This window comes from Candidatus Palauibacter polyketidifaciens, from assembly GCF_947581785.1.
GTDB classification, from domain to species: Bacteria; Gemmatimonadota; Gemmatimonadetes; order Palauibacterales; family Palauibacteraceae; genus Palauibacter; species Palauibacter polyketidifaciens.
Genome location: NZ_CANPVO010000023.1, coordinates 1 through 15,866, shown reverse-complemented (window position 1 = coordinate 15,866; position 15,866 = coordinate 1). Strand labels below are relative to the sequence as shown.

Here is a 15,866-nt window from a genome sequence, read left to right as displayed (position 1 = left end):
CGCGGCGTCAGGCGGCCGCCCGCTCCAGTTCCATCGACCACTTTCCGCGCGTCGCGAGACCGTTCATGCGCGCGCGGTGCGCGAACGCCGCCTGTGCCGCCGGCCCGTTGTCCGCGGCGCCGCCCCAGGCCTGCAGCGGGGCCGCCTGCAGCGCCCGCCCGTAGGAGAAGCTCAGGTTCCACGGCGTATCGAACCCCGCGTTCATCGCGTTCAGGTGGGCTGTGGCCTCGATGTCCGTCTGCCCTCCCGACAGAAAGACGATGCTCGGGACCGACGAGGGCACCGCACGCTTCAGGCAGCGCACCGTCTTCTCGGCCACCTCGTCGACGCCCGCCTGATCGGCGCAGAGCTTGCCCGAAAGCACCATGTTGGGCTTGAGCACCGAGCCTTCCAGCAGCACCCGCTGGTGGAAGAGGGCCATGTAGACCTGCTTGAGCGTGGCCTCCGTAACCTCGAAGCAGCGGTCGATGTTGTGGTCGCCGTCCATCAACACTTCCGGCTCGACGATGGGCACCAGCCCCTGCTCCTGGCTGAGCGCCGCCATCCGGGCGAGGGCATGGGCGTTCGCCCCGATGCCGTAGGCGCTCGGGATGGCGCGGTCTCCGCCCCGTCCGATGTCGATGACGGCGCGCCACTTCGTGAAGCGGGCCCCGAGTTCGTAGTACTCCGCCAGCCGTTCGCGCAGCCCGTCGAGGCCCTCGGTCACCTTCTCGCCCGGCGCTCCCGCGAGGTCATGCGCCCCCTTGTCGATCTTGATCCCCGGGATCGACCCCGCATCGGAGAGGAGCTGGACGAGCGGCGTGCCGTCGGCCGCCGACTGCCGCAGCGTCTCGTCGAAGAGGATGACGCCCGAGATGCACTCGCTCAGCGCATCGCTCGTCCGGAAGAGAAGTTCCCGGTAGTCGCGCCGGTTCTCCTCCGTCGATTCGACGCTGATCCCGTCGAACCGCTTCTTGATGGTTCCCGAGCTTTCGTCGGCGGCCAGAATTCCCTTGCCCTTGGCCCCGATGTCTTCCGCCACCTGGACGAGCTGCTGCCTCATAACGGTTCCTCCGCCCTCATCCCGGGCCGGATTCGGTGTTGGTTGCGATCCGTACGGGATCAGGTCGGATTCGCGGGATCGTCCTCGAGCGTCCAGATCACCGGCGTGACCGGCGTGGCTGCCTGGTTGAAGATCATCTTCGCCATCAGGGGACCCGGCTCCGTCGTCTCCAGATATTCAGCTCGCAGGTCATAACAGCCCGCTTCGACGGTAAAGTCCCTCGAGTCGCCCGGCTGGATCGTCCCCTCGACGGGGTGGTCCGTGCCGAAGAGATCCTGGCCCCAGTCGGATGTCCCGCACGGACGTGCGAAAAAACGGATCACGGGGCCGAACAGCCGGTTGACCACGCGCACCGTAGACGGGCTGTCGAACATGGGCTCCGGAACCACGGGGTCGTCTTCACCGCAGGCCGCGAGTGAAAGCCCGATCGCCATGACGGCGACGATTGCGTACCGCTTCTGTTTCACACACCACATCTTGCATTCCTCCATGGGCCGCTGTGCCGGGCCGCGCGGCGACCGTCGGGTCCGCACGCGATCCGCACCTGCCTTCGGCCGGGTAATAAACCTATGGGAAAGATACATCGGAGCGGGGTGCAGTCCACCCGACACGTAGCGTCTCCTTCGTGCTGCACCGATCTTACATGAGAGAACGCGCGAACCCCTCCGTGAGCGACACGACTCGGCGACATGAGCGACGTGAACGACAGCCCTTCCGTCTGGTTCCACACCTTCGGGTGCAAGGCGAACCAGTACGATACCGAGCGGATCCGTCAGGAGCTTGAACTCCGCGGGGCGGAGACGGCGCTCCACGCGGACGCCGCGGACATCGCCGTCATCAACACGTGCACCGTGACGAACCAGGCCGACGCGAACGCGAGGCGACTCGTGCGCCGGCTGCGCCGCCAACACCCGGATCTCCGCATCGTCGTCGCCGGCTGTTCAACCTCCTTTCGTGAAGCCGAGTATCACGCGCTGGAAGAAGTGGATGGCGTCGTGCCCGGGCACGACCCGACCGCGGTCGCGCGACTTGTACCGCAACTGGGAGACTTCGCCGCGGCCGGTCCGGTCACGTCAGCCGTTTCGGACGCGTCGGCCGCCCCACTGCAGCGGAATGCGCGCGGCACCCGGGCCTGGCTCAAGATCCAGGACGGGTGCGACCGGAAATGCTCGTTCTGCGCGACGCGGATCGCGCGCGGCGCCTCGGTCTCGCGCCCGGTAGACGATGTCGTGGCGGAGGCTGCGACGCTGGCCCGCGTGCACCCGGAACTCGTGCTCACCGGGATTCACATCGGCCACTACGGAAAGGATCTCGCCGCCGGCTCCCCGCGCGACGGCGCGCGCACGTCCCACGGTCTCGCGACGCTGTGCGAACGGCTGCTCGAGGAAGTCCCCGTCCGCCTCCGCCTCTCCTCCATCGAGGCGACGGAAATCGACGGCCGGCTCGTGGATCTGCTCGCGGCATCGGATGGACGTCTGGCCCCCCACCTGCACGTGCCGCTGCAGAGCGGGTCCGACCGCGTGCTTCGCCTCATGCGCCGCTGGCATACGCGGGAGGCGTATCGGGCCCGGGTGCTCGCGATCGCCGAGCGTCTGGGCGGCGTCGGCTCCGGCGCGTTCGGTCTCGGCGCGGACATCATCGTCGGCTTCCCCGGCGAGGGGGAGGAGGAGTTCGAGGAGACGCGGGCGCTCGTGGAGGAGTTGCCCTACACCTACCTGCACGTGTTCCCCTATTCGGTGCGGGACGGAACCGTGGCCGCGAGTCTCCCGGACCGGGTGCCCGGCGACGTGGCGGCCGGCCGCTCCCGAACGTTGCGGGAAATCGGCCTCCGCAAGGGCCAGGCCTATTCGGAAACGCGCGCTGGCACCATCGCCGAAATCGTCGTGGAGGGCCGGGACGACCGCGTCGCCGGCGTCACGGGCGACTACCTGCGGGTCGAACTCCGCGGCGACGCGACCCCCGGCGATCGCTTCTCCGCGCGCCTGCGGGCGCGCGACGGGCGTCTGACGGCTGACGTGCCCGCCAGCGCACCGGCGGCGGCAGCAGTCTGAGGCCGGCGCGTCAGCTCTCGGAGCGTCCGGGGGGGACGGTGCGCGGGCTCACGAGCGACTCCCCGCCGTCGACGACGATCACCGCGCCCGTGATCCAGTCTCCGCCCGGTGAGCAGAGGAAGGTGATCATCTGCCCGATGTCGTGAGGGCGCCCCAGCCGCCCGGCCGGAATGAAACGATCCGCGAACCCGGTGCCGGAGCGCATGCCGAACATGTCGACTTCCTCGCTGGGAGGAGCCTCGAACGCCTTCTTCACGCCCTCCGTCGGGATCGGACCCGGCGCCACGGCGTTCACGTTGATCCCGTCCCGCGCCCACTCGATCGCGAGCGTACGCGTGAGCGCGTCCACCCCCGCCTTGGCAGCCGTCGCGTGGGCCATGAGGGGCCAGCCCCGGTAATGCAGCGTCATCGAGATCGACACGATGCGTCCGTACCCCTGCTCGGCCATGACGGGATAGACTGCGCGACAGGCGTGAAAGGTGCCGAACAGATCGATCTCCACCACGGCGCGCCAACCGTTCGGCGACAGTTCCGCCGTCGGTGCATAGAAATTGCCCGCCGCGTTGTTCACGAGGATGTCGATGGACCCGAGCGCGTCCCGCGTCTCCCGCACCGCGCGTTCGAGAGCCGCCGGTTCGCGCACGTCCCCGACGGTCGGGAGCGTCCGCACCCCGTGAGCCGAAGCCAGGCGCTCGGCCGCCTGCCCGACCCGTTCCCCGTTGCGGCTGAACACGCCCACGGAGGCGCCCGCCGCCGCGAGGCACTCCGCGATGCCGTACCCGATGCCGCTGCCGCCACCCGTGATCAACGCCGTCCGGCCTGCGAGGATCCCCGGCGCGAAGAGCGCGTCGCCGCCCGTTTTCTCGTCCATGCCGGCTACGCTAGCGGAACATGCTGCGGGCGACGAACCATATGTTCGCCGGCCGCTCGGCCAGGCGACGCATGTACCAGGGGAACCACGCCCCCCCGTAGCTGATCAGCACCCGCAGCGGGGTTCCGTTGCGCACGAGCCTCCTCTGCTCACGCCGTCCGATCCCGTACAGCATCTCGATCTCGAACCGGCTGCCATCGAGGCCCGCCGCCGCGGCATCCGCGGAGAGCGGCCCGATCATCGCCGGATCGTGGGTCCCGAGCCCGAGGAAGCCGTCCCCTCCGTTCCCGAGGTGGTCCACAAGACGCCGCGCGAGGGCGAGGTAGCTTTCGTCCACGTCCCGCTTGTCGGGAAAGGCGATCTCGGCCGGTTCCGCGTAGGCGCCCTTCACGAGCCGGATGCGGGGGCCGAATTCCATGAGCGATTCGAGGTCGTCGGCCGTCCGTCTGAGGTAGGACTGGATGCAGAGTCCGACGTTCACATGCCGGCGCCGGACCGCGCGGTAGAGAGACAGCGTCGCCTCCGTGTAGTACGACCCCTCCATGTCGATCCAGAGCGTACCGTGACCCTCGGCGCGCGCCGCGAGTGCCCCGACGTTCTCGACCGCGAGTTCCGGGTCCTGGTCGAGTCCGAGGTGGGTGGGCTTGATCGAGACCTCCAGATCGAGCCCCATCTCCTCCGCCAGGTCCATCGCCCGCACGTACTCGGCGACGGATTCGCGGGTTTCCTCAGCGGTCTCGACGTTCTCGCCCAGCGTGGTGACGAGGGTGGGAATGCCTTCCTCCCGTAAACCGGCCGCCTCGCCGAGCGCGTCCTCCAGCTTCTCGCCCGGCATGAACTTGCGAACCGCGCGCCGCACGAAAGGACGCTCCGGAAGGCGCTGCGAGAGCCACCGGTTCGTGGAAGCCCACAGCAGCGCCTTCCTCATAGCCTCCATACCCCGACCGACCCTCGCCCCGCTAGCTCCGCAACCCGGACTCGCCCGACCCGGAGACGTCGAACCCGATCCACATCCCCGTGACCGCGTGAGCCGGAACGGGGCACACCAGCGCGTACTCGCCGGCCGTGGACGCCGTGAAGCTGATGCTCTCGGTGCCGCCGCCGGGGGCCGTGGCCTCCGTCATCGACGTCGCGTTCGTCGTAATCGCGCCATCGAAGACCGGCGTGGCGTCATCGAAGATCGGGGGGTAGCTCGCCGCCCGCTCGAGGACGCCGACGCTGTGATAGTTGACCGGGTCCCGGTTTTCGAAGTTGAGGGTGACGGTGTATCCGGCAGGCACGACGACCGTGGCCTCGCCGTTCGCGTAGCCGTTGAAGTTCCAGCGGTTGTTCGCGTCCGTCGAGCCCGCGACGAGATCGATCGTGACGGTGCGTGCGCCGTCGTCCACCGAGATCCAGTCCACGGCCATGGGCCCCGAAGGCGTCGCGGCGGCCTCCGCGGCGGGAGCCGGGGCAGGGGCAGGTGCCGGCGACGGCTGGTCACTCTCGCCGCCGCCGCATCCGAAGAGGACGAAGGCGCCCAGGGTGAGTTGTGTCGATCGCTTCATCATTCTATTCCACTCCAGAGTTCTTCCGATGAGATTCGTAAGACACGCGCAGGAGGCGCGTCCCCCCGGCCCGTCGCGTTCCTGCCGCGTTCGTGCCGAGCGGAGCGCCCGGAATATACAGGATCTCGATCCTCCGGCTACGGCCGCGCGCGTCGGTGAAAGCGCCCGGAAACTGGCGCGAGCCCCGGGTGCGCCCCATACTAGCCCATTCAGGCGATTCCGGGGGTTCCCCGTTCGATGGTCGCCACGTCCTTTGCGCCGGCCAGATTGTTCCGCAGGCGCGAGATCCGTTCTCCGACCGACATGCCTTTGACGAACAACACATCACAGCCGCGTGGCGGCTCCCCGCGCGGGAGCGGAGGCCAACCCGGCGGCAAGGGACAGCCCAAGGGCCGCGGGAAGGGGTCGGGTGGCCGCGGAGGCAAGGGCCGGAACCGGCGACGCCGTTCACGCGGACGCCGCAACCGCGGAGGAAAGGGGCCCCGCCAGCCGCGGCCCGATCAGCAGGATGCGGCCGCCGAAGTTCCGGAGGGTCCGAAGGACGGCTACCTGGGACTCATCGAACGGCTCGGCAACGGCACAGGGTTCATCCGCCGCCAGCACGCCGGGTACACCCCGAGCGACGACGACATCTACGTGAGTCCAAAGATCGTTTCCCGCTACGATCTGCGGACGGGAGACGAGATCTGCGGCCAGGCCGGCCGTCCGCCCCGCCCCGGCAAGAGCCCCCCGCTCCGATATCTTCACACCGTCAACGGCACCCCCCCGGACCAGCTCGGACGACGCCGACAGTTCGACCGCCTGAGCGCGATGCATCCCGACCGGCGCTTGCGGCTGGAGTGCGGGCTCGAGCGCCGCGGACAGCCCGACTACACCAATCGGATCATCGATCTCATCTGTCCCATGGGAATGGGTCAGCGATCTCTCATCGTCGCGCCCGCCAAGGCCGGGAAGACGATGGTCCTGCAGGCGATCGCCGAGGGCATCTCGAAGAACCACCCCGAATCCACGATCCTCATCCTCCTCGTCGACGAGCGTCCGGAGGAAGTGACGGAGATGGAGGCGACGGGACTCGGCGAGGTCACCGCCTCGAGCTTCGACCACCGGGCCGAGCGCCACGTGCAGGTCGCCGAGATCACGCTCGAGCGCGCGCGGCGCCTGGCGGAGCTGGGACAGGACGTCGTCCTCATCCTCGATTCAATCACGCGGCTGGCGCGGGCGTACAACACGACGGAGGAGGGAAGCGGGCGCACGCTCACGGGCGGCATCGACGCGAACTCCCTCGAGAAGCCGAAGCGCTTCTTCGGCAGCGCGCGCTGCGTCCCGGAGAGCAAGGGCGGCGGATCGCTCACGATCATCGCGACGGCGCTCGTCGACACCGGCTCCCGCATGGACCAGGTGATCTTCGAGGAGTTCAAGGGGACGGGGAACAGCGAACTCGTTCTTGACCGGGACATTTCGGACCGCCGGATCTTTCCCGCGATCGATCTCAACTCGAGCGCGACGCGGCGGGAGGAACGCCTGATGAACGACGATGAACTCCTCGTCGCCCAGGCGATGCGGCGCGAACTCAGCACCTATCCGCCGGTCGAGGCCATGCAGGAGGTCCTCGGCCTCATGCGGCAGACCGACTCGAACGAAGAACTCGTCTCGAAGCTGCGCCAGCGGATCTAGCAGCTAGCCTTCCGCTTCCGCCTCCGCGCGCTCACGGGCGCGCTTCTTCTCTCGCCGGGCGAAGTTCAGCACCTCGTACGCCACCGCGAGGATGAGGCCGAGTTCGCGCCGGTCGAGGTCCGCGCGCTGAAAGATGTTCCGAAAGCTCCGCATCTTCGGCGCCGACTCGATGCCGTGGAAGAGACCGACCTCCCCCATCGCCCGCTCCCAGATGTCGAAGAACTCCTCAAGCTCGCCGTGCAGCGCCGGCGGGGTCCGGCGGCGTCTCTTGCCCTCCAGGTCGCGCCCCTCCCAGTCGGCCGGGCCCAGCGCCGCTTTCCGCAGTTCGTACAGAATGATGACGGCCGCGTGGGCGAGGTTCATCGACGTGTGGTCGGGGTTCGTGGGGATGCACACGAGGCCGTGGCAGAGATCGAGCGCCTCGTTGGAGAGACCCCGGTCCTCGCGGCCGAAGACGACGGCGAGTCTCCCCTCGCGCCCGCCGGCGGGGCTCGCAAATTCCGTCGCGGCGCCCTCGGGACTCCACCACTCGTGGCGGGTGGAACGGCGGCGGGCGGTCGCACCGAGCACGTAGCTCGCATCGGCGAGGGCGGAGGGGAGATCATCGAAGATGCGGATGCGCTCCACGACATCCTCCGTGTCGTGCGCGATGCCGGTGATGCGCCAGGCATCGAACTCCGCGGGGTTCACGAGTCGGAGACGCGAGAGACCCATGTTCTTCATCGCGCGCGTCACGAGCGCGACGTTGACGACATCCTGCGGCTCGTGGAGGACGATGCACGTCCGGTCGAGCCGTCCGCTGCCCTCGCTCACGTCCGGGTCAAGCCCTCCGGGCGCGAGCCCTTCCACTTGCGGCCGCGGCGCGGACGGAGCGCCGGATAGCCCGTCTCGCCGCAGGCGGGGCAGGTCTCCGTGTAGGCGCCGATCGCGTCCCCGCAGACCGCGCAGTGCACGCCTGTTTCGTCCGGTGCGAACGAGAGCGGCGCGCCGCACTTCTGGCAGGTCTGGTCAGCCCGCCCCACGGGATCGCCGCACTCCGGGCAGTCCATCCGGGTGTCGTTGCGCTGATCGCCGATCGAATCCTCCTCCTCGCGCGTCGTCGCCGGGCACTGCGGGTCGGGTGGCGGTAACTTGGTCGGAAACCCGGCCGTGCCGCGGGACACAAAGCTACGGCGGAGAGCGGTTTGCGACAGGATCAGATCGACACACCCATCGGTCCGGCGGTCTGGATCTGCGGCGGACTGATGATCGCGATCGGCATCACGACGTCGATCCTCCTCCTGCGCGACTTCCAATCCGACAGTTACCTGTATCTCGCCTTCTACTCCATCCCGGCCAACACGGCGATCTCCGTCTTCCCCCACGAGCCCGTCCTCATCTACTTCGGGAAGGTCGCGGACCTGTGGCTCGCCGCGGCGTGGGCTACGCTGGGCACGGCGATTGCGGGGGTCATGGACCACCTCGTCTTCGTCCCCCTCCTCAACCTGCAGAACATCCGGGCCTACAAGCGCAAGAGGTTCTACCGCAAGGCGATCTCCTGGTTCATGAAGTGGCCCTTCGCCACCATCGTGGCGACCGGCTTCGCGCCCATCCCCTTCTTCCCCTTCAAGTTCCTCGCGTTCTCGATCCAGTACCCCATGTGGAAGTGGGTCGCGGCGCTGGTGGTCGCCCGTTTTCCCCGCTATTACCTTCTCGCTCTCCTCGGGGCGACGATTCCGATCCCGAACTGGGTGCTGATCGCATGCGTCGCCGTGGTCTTCGCGCTGTACCTCGTGAAGGCCATCCCCGCGGGATACAAGCGTTGGAAGGCGAGCCGCCTCTAGCAGGGTTGATCGGATGCCGAACATCTCCGGAGCCATGGCCGCACGCATGCTCGCGCGGGGCATCCGCAACCGGATGCAGAACAAGCCGCTCTCCGTCTCGTTCGAGATCACGCACGCCTGCACGGCGAACTGCTGGCATTGCAACTGGGGCGGACCCATCAAGGAGGAGCGCCTCGGGGCGGCGGAGTACGCGGCGATCTGCCGGGAGCTTCGGCCCGTCGTGTCGCACGCTTCCGGAGGGGAACCGCTCGCGCGCGGAGACGTGTACGACATCGTCGACGCGATGACGAACAAGGGCGGGCTGCCCTGGATGATCGTGGTCACGAACGCGTCGAACCTCACGCCGGAACGCTTCTTCCGTCTCAAGGACAGCGGGATGCACCAGTTGTCGACCTCGCTCGACTTCCCCGACGAAAGACACGACGAGTTTCGCCGCATTCCCGGCCTGTTCGACCGCATGGCCCGCGTGGTTCCCGAGATCCGCCGCCAGAGCACGGACACGGACGACATTCTGCTCAACGTGTGCATCACCGCGTGGAACTACCGGGACATCGGAGACATGGTGCGCGTGGCGAAGGACTGGGGCGTGCCGATCAACTTCTCCGTCTATACGCACCTGCGGGTGCAGGACCGGGACGGGCTCATCGAGGGGGACGGGCTGGACGGGCTGGCCGACAGCCTGCAGGAGGTCATCGATCTGCGCGCCGCCGGATATCCGGTCTACACGACGCCTCGCGTGCTGTGGAAATTCCACCGGTTTCTGACGGAGGAAGGGATCCCCGGGTGCCAGGCGGGCCGCCGCTTCCTCGTCATCAACCCGGACGGAAGGCTCACGCCGTGCGCGATGGTGATGGCGTACTTCGACCGGCAGGAGGACATGCTGGAGAAGTTCACGAAACAGAACGCGTGCCAGCAGTGCTACATCTCCACCCGGGCGAACACGGAGAAGAGCGTGCGCGAGTTCGTGCAGGACAACACGGACGCCTTCTTCAAGCTGCTCACGCCCTGGCGGAGCTGACCCGCCGGGAGATCCGCCGAGCGCCCCGCGCCGATCCCCCCGCAGCACCGCCCTCAGCTTTGACAGGAGACGGGACCTCCGTGTAACATCGCTGGCCCCGTGAGGGGACTGACAGGGGCGGTAGCTCAGCTGGCCAGAGCGCTGCGTTCACATCGCAGAAGTCGGGGGTTCAAGTCCCTCCCGCCCCATTGAAGCACGCAGCAGCCGCAACGACGTACGGCAGCCGCAACATGCGGCCGCGCGGGCGTAGCTCAGTTGGTAGAGCGTCAGCTTCCCAAGCTGAAGGTCGCCGGTTCGAGACCGGTCGCCCGCTTCTTCGCCCGTCGCCGGGCTCCGCCTATCGGCGGCCCCCCTCTCCCTCGGCCCGTGCACCGGAGAAGGTCCCCGTGACCGTTGCCGGCATTCCGTCGGGACCCGCCGATCTGAGGCCATCCTTCAATTCGAAGCCCGAAGGTGCCGGTCGCCGCAGTGTCGGGTCGTCCGCTACCGGATCACCCTCACCCCCGACACCTGAAGCGCCCGACCTTAATGGAATCGCGGCTCCGGGCGCATTACCTTGCCGTCGGCGCGGTGCCTCGATGCGCGGGCGACCGCGTCGTCCGGAGGGGTGGCAGAGCGGCTGAATGCACCGGTCTTGAAAACCGGCGGGCGTAAGCCCACGTGGGTTCGAATCCCACCCCCTCCGTTAGAAGTAGGGCGTAAGCCCACGTGGGTTCGAACCGAGCGAACGAAGTGAGCGAGCTCGGCGAGCCCCGCGGAGCGGGGGGAAGCCAATCCCACCCCCTCCGTTAGAAGTAGGGCGTAAGCCCACGTCCTGGGCTGAGCTAGCGGTTCCTACCGGGCCGGAGCTTCCCGGTGCGAAGACTCAACCCGCGGTCGGTTGCCGTGTTCGAGTCCGCCGGGTCCCTGGCCACGCGCCGGACTTCGGTCGGGAGAGCCGGTCGCGCGCCATCCGCCATGTCGGCGCTGGCCACGGTGCCGGTCACTTCCACCCAGTCGAACAACGCCGTCCGGCCCACGTCGCCCTCCATCGTCAGGATCACGAAGAAAATGTGCCCCATGATCGCGGCCAGCGTTTCGTCCGGTTCACCGCGGAGCAGATCCGTGTCCCCGGCACGCACGAACACTTCTTCGCCATCCCAGCCGAGGGTGATCTCCGTCAGTTCATCGGGGCCCACGTTGATGGCGTCGGAGTGGCCGCTGAGATCCGTCAACCGAAGCCAGGTTTCCTGGTCATCGTCCCATAACCACGTGGAGAAGTTCGTTTCGCCGAGCGGTCCAACGTTGAACGACATCCGTGGGTAGCGCCGGATACCCGTGCCCCACCACACTCCGGCGAGACCGTCCCGCTGGGCACGACCCATGCTCACGCTTAGCGTCCAGGAAGTCAGAGGATCGTCCAGGTCTCGCCCGACCAGCCCGACGAAACCGTCCCGATTGTTGGTAATGCGCAGCAAGCCGCCGGCCACTTCAACGTCGGCGTTCAGCTGGACACTCCAGTCGTCCAGGCTGGCGCTGGAGTCGAAGTCGTCCCGGAAGCTCGCTCCTCCTCCTTCCCCGACGGTCACCGTGTTCGAACTCCTGTAGCGTCCGCGGACTCCGTTGAGGGACATCTCCCCGGCGAGCCGGTACTCGCCCGGCGCCGCCGCAGCAAGGTCTTAGCCGCAGACGCGACCGTCCCTGCGCGTCCCGGAGACCTGGTTCCAGTCCGAGCCACTCAAGATCTGCCACTCGCTCCAGTGAACGGTGTAGGTCACGCCGTTGAGGGTTATGGCGGAGACTTGAAAGCAGCCCGTCCCAACGCTGATGCCGCCGAATCTGATGCCTCCGCTGCGGGTGATCGTCAGCACACTGAGCGGTACGAAGTCGGACTCGGAACTGACGGCCACGCTGGCTGACTGCTCGGCGGTGAGGCCACCCGGATCGCGGGCCGTCACCGTCACCGTCGCGTTCCCTTCGGCGACCCCCGCCATCGTCAGGGTGCTGCCCGAGATCGAGACCGAGAGGATGGCGGCGGCCGAGGAAGCGGCCGTGTAGGTGAGCGCATCTCCATCGGGGTCGCGGAAGTAGGGAGAGACGTCCAGGGTTTCCGTCTGTCCCGCTTCCACGGTCTGGCCCGGGATCGTCCCCACGGGCTCCGGGGCCCGGTTCGGCGTCTCCACCGTCACCTGGAGACTCTGCTCGGCCGTGAGCCCGTCCGGGTCCCTGGCCGTTACCGTCACCGTCGAAGTTCCCTCCGCCACCCCCACCATCGTCACGGTACTACCCGAGATCGAGACCGAGAGGATGGCGGCGGCCGAGGAAGCGGCCGTGTAGGTCAGCGCATCTCCATCGGGATCACTGAAGTAGGGGGAGATATCGAGGGTCTCCGTCTGTCCCGCTTCCACGTTCCGGCTTGGGACCGTCCCCACGGGCTCGGGGGCCCGGTTCGGCGTCTCCACCGTCACCTCGAAACTCTGCGCGGCCGTGAGCCCGCCCGGGTCCCTGGCCGTTACCGTCACCGTCGAGGTTCCCTCAGCGACCCCGACGATCGTCAGAGTGCTGCCGGACAGCGAGACCGAGACTACCGCTGCCGCCGATGAAGCGGCCGTGTACGTGAGCGCACCGCCATCGGGATCGCGGAAGTAGGAGGATACGTCGAGGGTCGCGGTCTGCCCGGTCCCGACCGCTTGATTGGGGATCGTGCCTACCTGGACCGGCGCTACCGGCGCCGGCGGTGGGGGCGGAGGCGGGGGCGGAGGGGCTGTCGATTCGCCTCCGCACGCCGCAACCCAAAGGCCGATCAGCGCGGCCAGGACGAAACCGGAGCCCGGATCGGCATGCGTCAATCCGGACTTCAACGTTCTCGCGACCCTCACGGAGTCCTTGCTCGAAGGTGCAGGCATACTGAACCTCGCGGCGGAATCTGGCTGAAGGGGACGAGAACGCCAAGCAACACCGAAATCCTGTGGGCGCCAACCAGGTCGGGTCAACCGATATTCAGGCGGTGTCAGGCGGCACACCCCGTCACGGCCGGTGCCGCCACAAACCCATCTACCCCATTTGGACAATGGTGCGCCAACAGCCATTCGCTTAGGCATTGGAACCATGGTCGATACGGTCGGTTCGTGCGGCGCCTGGCCGGATGCGATGCGCCGTCGGACGACAATGTTCCGGAGGCGCCATGATTCGATTGGACCGGGCGTGGATGGCGACGGTGGCGCTGTTCTCGCTCATGGCGGGACCGGCACACGCGCAGCCTCTCCTCGAGCTGGAGGGGATCGAGCTGCGCGGCAGCGCGCGCGTCCTGCAGTACGGGGCTGCGACGTGCAATGTCCTGGAGCAAGTGGAGACCCCGACCGAGTATGAGCGCAAGAAGGCGAACCACGGCCAACCCGTCGATGTGTGGCAACTCGATCTCTCCGTCCACAACGGATCCGGCAGGCCGTTGGATAATCTGATCGCAAGATACAACATCGCGGCCGAGCACCCTCCGTGCACGAACTGGACCGGGCTGGCGGCCGGGCAAGTCCCCGGCTTCATCCATTGGGGGGCTGGCTTGGCACCATACAGCGGAGCGGCAGCGGCAACCCGACCGCGCCGGGTGAAACGCTGGCGCGAACCGTGTACCTGCTGATGTTCCGCGGGCACGAACCCCAGTAGAATCTGGTATTACGGAGGCTCCGCTGCTACCCCCTCCGAGAGATCCTTCCCGTGCGTTGTAAGCCGCTTGCTGGTCCGTGACTTTGTAACAAGAAAGCGGTCGCACGCGCCGGGCTGAATCCCAGCGTGGGCCTCCGTTCGCACTCACTGCGCTGTTGCTGTCAGGAGGACAGCATCTCGAAAGCGATTCTGACCCCGTGGTGAGACGTAGCGCCCGCAGCGTGAGGAAGCCCATCCCACTCCCTCCAAACGCCGCCATCTCCGGGGGCCATGTCAGGCCTTCCGCGTCACTGTATTATCTCCCCCCATCGCGGTGAGGTGCGGAACGGGAAGGCGGCTGGAGACGATCAGCTTGATCCACACGGATGCGAAAAGGCGCGTCGCGATCACGGGCGTCGGGATGGTCACATCCGTCGGCCTCGATGCGGATGACACCTGGGCTGCGCTTCTGCGGGGCGAGAGCGGCGCGGGGCCGATCACGCAGTTCGATCCGTCCGGCCAGCCCGTCCGCTTCGCCTGCGAGGTGAAGGGCTTCGATCCCCTCCAGTATCTGGACCGGAAGGGGGCGCGGCGCGCCGACCGCTTCCTGCAGTTGGCCATTGCCGCGGCGACGCAGGCCATGGAACAGGCCGGGTTCGGCGACGGGCTCGCCCACCTGCCTCCGGACCGGACGGGGGTCGTCGTCGGCGTCGCGGTCGGCGGGCTCCCGCTCCTGGAGGCACAGCACAAAAAACTCCTGTCGAAGGGACCGCGATTCGTCTCGCCTCTGCTCATACCGATGTTCATCCCGGACATGACCGTCGGACTGCTGTCGATCCTGTACGGCGCGCGCGGCCCCAACTACGCGGCGGTGTCGGCCTGTGCTTCCGGTGGCCACTCGCTCGGGCTCGCCTTCCGCTCGATCCGGAGGGGAGAGACCGATGTGATGATCGCCGGCGGCACCGAGTCCGCCATCACGCCGCTCGCGGTGGCCGGCTTCGCGTCGATGGGGTCGATGTCGACGCGGAACGACGATCCGGAGAGAGCCTGCCGCCCCTTCGACGCCCGCCGCGACGGATTCGTGCTCGGGGAGGGCTCGGGCATGCTGATCCTCGAGGAACTGGAGCACGCGAGGGCGCGCGGCGCGGAGATCCTGGGGGAGATCGCGGGCTTCGGGCAGAGCGCGGACGCCTATCACATGACGGCCCCTGCCCCGGACGGCGTCGGCGCGCGGCTGGCCATGCAGCAGGCGCTCGAAGACGCCGGCCTCGCACCCGGCGACATCGGTTACATCAATGCGAACGGGACCGCGACGCCGGTCGGGGACGCGGCCGAGACGCAGGCCATAAAGGAAGTGCTGGGCGATCACGCGCGGTCGATCGTGGTGGGCGCGACGAAGTCGATGACGGGCCACCCGCTCGGGGCCGCCGGGGGGATCGAAGCCGTGATCTCCATGCTCGTCTGCAGGCACGGCGTGATCCCTCCCACGATCAACTTCGAGGAGGCGGATCCCGAGTGCGATCTCGACTACGCGCACGCCGGCCCCATCGAGCGCCCCGTTTCGGCGGCCCTGTCGAACTCCTTCGCCTTCGGAGGGCATAACGCCTGCCTGGCCATCCGCCGCTGGGACGACAACTGACGGAGAGTCTGATGAAGACCACGCTTGAACTGAACGATCAGATCCTGAGGAGAGCCAGGACCCGGGCGGTCCGCGAGGGCATTTCGCTTGCGCGGTTCGTAGAGGATGCGTTGCGCACGAAGCTCAGGGACGACGGCCGGAAGCGCCCGGCCTTCAAGCTCGACCTGAAGACCGTCACGGGACACGTGCCGCCCAACGCCGACATCTCCGACCGGAAGGCGCTTTACGATGTCCTGGATGGTGCGTAGCCGGGGCCTGCACCGGAACGGCGCGAGCGGCTACCCGGAGCCGAAGATGCGGGCGTGGAGTTGGACGTTGTGTTCTGCGATGAGCTTCGGGACCTCGATCGCGTTCACGACGAGCCAGGCGAAGGTGCCGACGCCCCAGACGATGCCGATGGCGTAGAAGGTCCACGCGCGCCGCACGAAGGCGTCGAAGCCGCCCGACATATCCGCCATTTCGGCTGACGCGAAGCCCACGAAGAGCCAGAGCATGGCGCCGGCCATGACGACGGAGAACAGGAGTTGGGCCAGCATTTGCCATCCCGCGCGGATCTGTTGTGATCCATTGAACTTACGGG

16 protein-coding genes, 3 tRNA genes and 1 pseudogene are annotated in these 15,866 nt (G+C 67.8%); 10 read left to right on the top strand and 10 right to left on the bottom strand.

The window, feature by feature from the left end; translation table 11 throughout:
* Positions 1-7: 7 nt before the first annotated feature.
* Both RN729_RS07295 and RN729_RS07290 read right to left on the bottom strand, forming a co-directional pair.
* Positions 8-1,042 carry a class I fructose-bisphosphate aldolase gene (locus RN729_RS07295; RefSeq protein WP_310783196.1) on the bottom strand — a complete coding sequence of 345 codons (1,035 nt, stop codon included), beginning with the start codon at positions 1,040-1,042 and terminating at the stop codon, positions 8-10.
* Between the two features lie 59 nt (positions 1,043-1,101).
* Entirely contained in the window at positions 1,102-1,509 is a 408-nt protein-coding gene (locus tag RN729_RS07290) for a hypothetical protein (RefSeq protein ID WP_310783194.1), read from the bottom strand.
* 222 nt (positions 1,510-1,731) lie between these two features.
* Between RN729_RS07290 and RN729_RS07285 the strand changes: the two genes are divergently transcribed.
* Positions 1,732-3,093: a MiaB/RimO family radical SAM methylthiotransferase gene (locus tag RN729_RS07285; protein ID WP_310783192.1), complete on the top strand. Its 1,362-nt coding sequence runs from the start codon at positions 1,732-1,734 to the stop codon at positions 3,091-3,093.
* A 10-nt stretch (positions 3,094-3,103) separates the two neighbouring features.
* Here RN729_RS07285 and RN729_RS07280 read toward each other — a convergent pair whose 3' ends face one another.
* From RN729_RS07280 to RN729_RS07270, 3 genes are read right to left on the bottom strand one after another with little or no spacing between them, the layout of a single operon-like run.
* Positions 3,104-3,964: an SDR family oxidoreductase gene (locus RN729_RS07280; RefSeq protein WP_310783190.1), complete on the bottom strand. Its 861-nt coding sequence runs from the start codon at positions 3,962-3,964 to the stop codon at positions 3,104-3,106.
* A 10-nt stretch (positions 3,965-3,974) separates the two neighbouring features.
* Positions 3,975-4,892 (bottom strand): proline dehydrogenase family protein, encoded by a 918-nt coding sequence (locus tag RN729_RS07275; protein WP_310783188.1) that lies wholly within the window; start codon positions 4,890-4,892, stop codon positions 3,975-3,977.
* Between the two features lie 31 nt (positions 4,893-4,923).
* Positions 4,924-5,511, bottom strand: a complete 588-nt coding sequence (locus RN729_RS07270; RefSeq protein ID WP_310783186.1) for a sulfocyanin-like copper-binding protein — start codon at positions 5,509-5,511, stop codon at positions 4,924-4,926.
* A 309-nt stretch (positions 5,512-5,820) separates the two neighbouring features.
* Here RN729_RS07270 and rho point away from each other — a divergent pair, with 309 nt between their 5' ends.
* A complete protein-coding gene (gene rho / locus RN729_RS07265) occupies positions 5,821-7,185 on the top strand; it encodes a transcription termination factor Rho (RefSeq protein ID WP_310783184.1) in 1,365 nt (454 codons plus the stop codon).
* Positions 7,186-7,188: 3 nt separating this feature from the next.
* Here the strand turns inward: rho and RN729_RS07260 are convergent, their stop codons facing one another.
* Positions 7,189-7,998 (bottom strand): TrmJ/YjtD family RNA methyltransferase, encoded by an 810-nt coding sequence (locus tag RN729_RS07260; protein ID WP_310783182.1) that lies wholly within the window; start codon positions 7,996-7,998, stop codon positions 7,189-7,191.
* Entirely contained in the window at positions 7,995-8,348 is a 354-nt protein-coding gene (locus RN729_RS07255; RefSeq protein ID WP_310783180.1) for a zinc ribbon domain-containing protein, read from the bottom strand. The genes RN729_RS07260 and RN729_RS07255 overlap by 4 nt, the downstream gene beginning before the upstream one ends.
* Positions 8,349-8,369: 21 nt before the next feature.
* Here RN729_RS07255 and RN729_RS07250 point away from each other — a divergent pair, with 21 nt between their 5' ends.
* The 5 genes from RN729_RS07250 (at position 8,370) to RN729_RS07230 (ending at position 10,711) form a co-directional block, all read left to right on the top strand.
* A complete protein-coding gene (locus RN729_RS07250) occupies positions 8,370-9,008 on the top strand; it encodes a hypothetical protein (protein ID WP_310783178.1) in 639 nt (212 codons plus the stop codon).
* Between the two features lie 13 nt (positions 9,009-9,021).
* Positions 9,022-10,026 carry a radical SAM protein gene (locus tag RN729_RS07245; protein ID WP_310783176.1) on the top strand — a complete coding sequence of 335 codons (1,005 nt, stop codon included), beginning with the start codon at positions 9,022-9,024 and terminating at the stop codon, positions 10,024-10,026.
* 114 nt (positions 10,027-10,140) lie between these two features.
* Positions 10,141-10,214 (top strand) — tRNA-Val (locus tag RN729_RS07240).
* A 52-nt stretch (positions 10,215-10,266) separates the two neighbouring features.
* Positions 10,267-10,339, top strand: a tRNA-Gly gene (locus tag RN729_RS07235).
* Positions 10,340-10,627: 288 nt separating this feature from the next.
* A tRNA-Ser gene (locus RN729_RS07230) sits at positions 10,628-10,711 on the top strand.
* A gap of 139 nt (positions 10,712-10,850) precedes the next feature.
* On the opposite strand, the gene RN729_RS07225 is transcribed toward RN729_RS07230, so the two are convergent.
* Together RN729_RS07225 and RN729_RS07220 are read right to left on the bottom strand one after the other, a co-directional pair.
* A complete protein-coding gene (locus RN729_RS07225; RefSeq protein WP_310783174.1) occupies positions 10,851-11,639 on the bottom strand; it encodes a hypothetical protein in 789 nt (262 codons plus the stop codon).
* A 45-nt stretch (positions 11,640-11,684) separates the two neighbouring features.
* Positions 11,685-12,866 (bottom strand): putative Ig domain-containing protein, encoded by a 1,182-nt coding sequence (locus tag RN729_RS07220; protein ID WP_310783171.1) that lies wholly within the window; start codon positions 12,864-12,866, stop codon positions 11,685-11,687.
* Between the two features lie 323 nt (positions 12,867-13,189).
* Between RN729_RS07220 and RN729_RS07215 the strand changes: the two genes are divergently transcribed.
* From RN729_RS07215 to RN729_RS07205, 3 genes are all read left to right on the top strand, one after another.
* Positions 13,190-13,642 carry a hypothetical protein gene (locus RN729_RS07215; RefSeq protein WP_310783170.1) on the top strand — a complete coding sequence of 151 codons (453 nt, stop codon included), beginning with the start codon at positions 13,190-13,192 and terminating at the stop codon, positions 13,640-13,642.
* 378 nt (positions 13,643-14,020) lie between these two features.
* Entirely contained in the window at positions 14,021-15,286 is a 1,266-nt protein-coding gene (fabF, locus tag RN729_RS07210) for a beta-ketoacyl-ACP synthase II (RefSeq protein WP_310783168.1), read from the top strand.
* A gap of 11 nt (positions 15,287-15,297) precedes the next feature.
* On the top strand, positions 15,298-15,534 hold the full coding sequence (locus RN729_RS07205) for a hypothetical protein (RefSeq protein ID WP_310783165.1): 237 nt from the start codon (positions 15,298-15,300) through the stop codon (positions 15,532-15,534).
* 30 nt (positions 15,535-15,564) lie between these two features.
* Here the strand turns inward: RN729_RS07205 and RN729_RS07200 are convergent.
* Positions 15,565-15,866: pseudogene (locus RN729_RS07200) on the bottom strand (hypothetical protein); the annotation flags it as partial.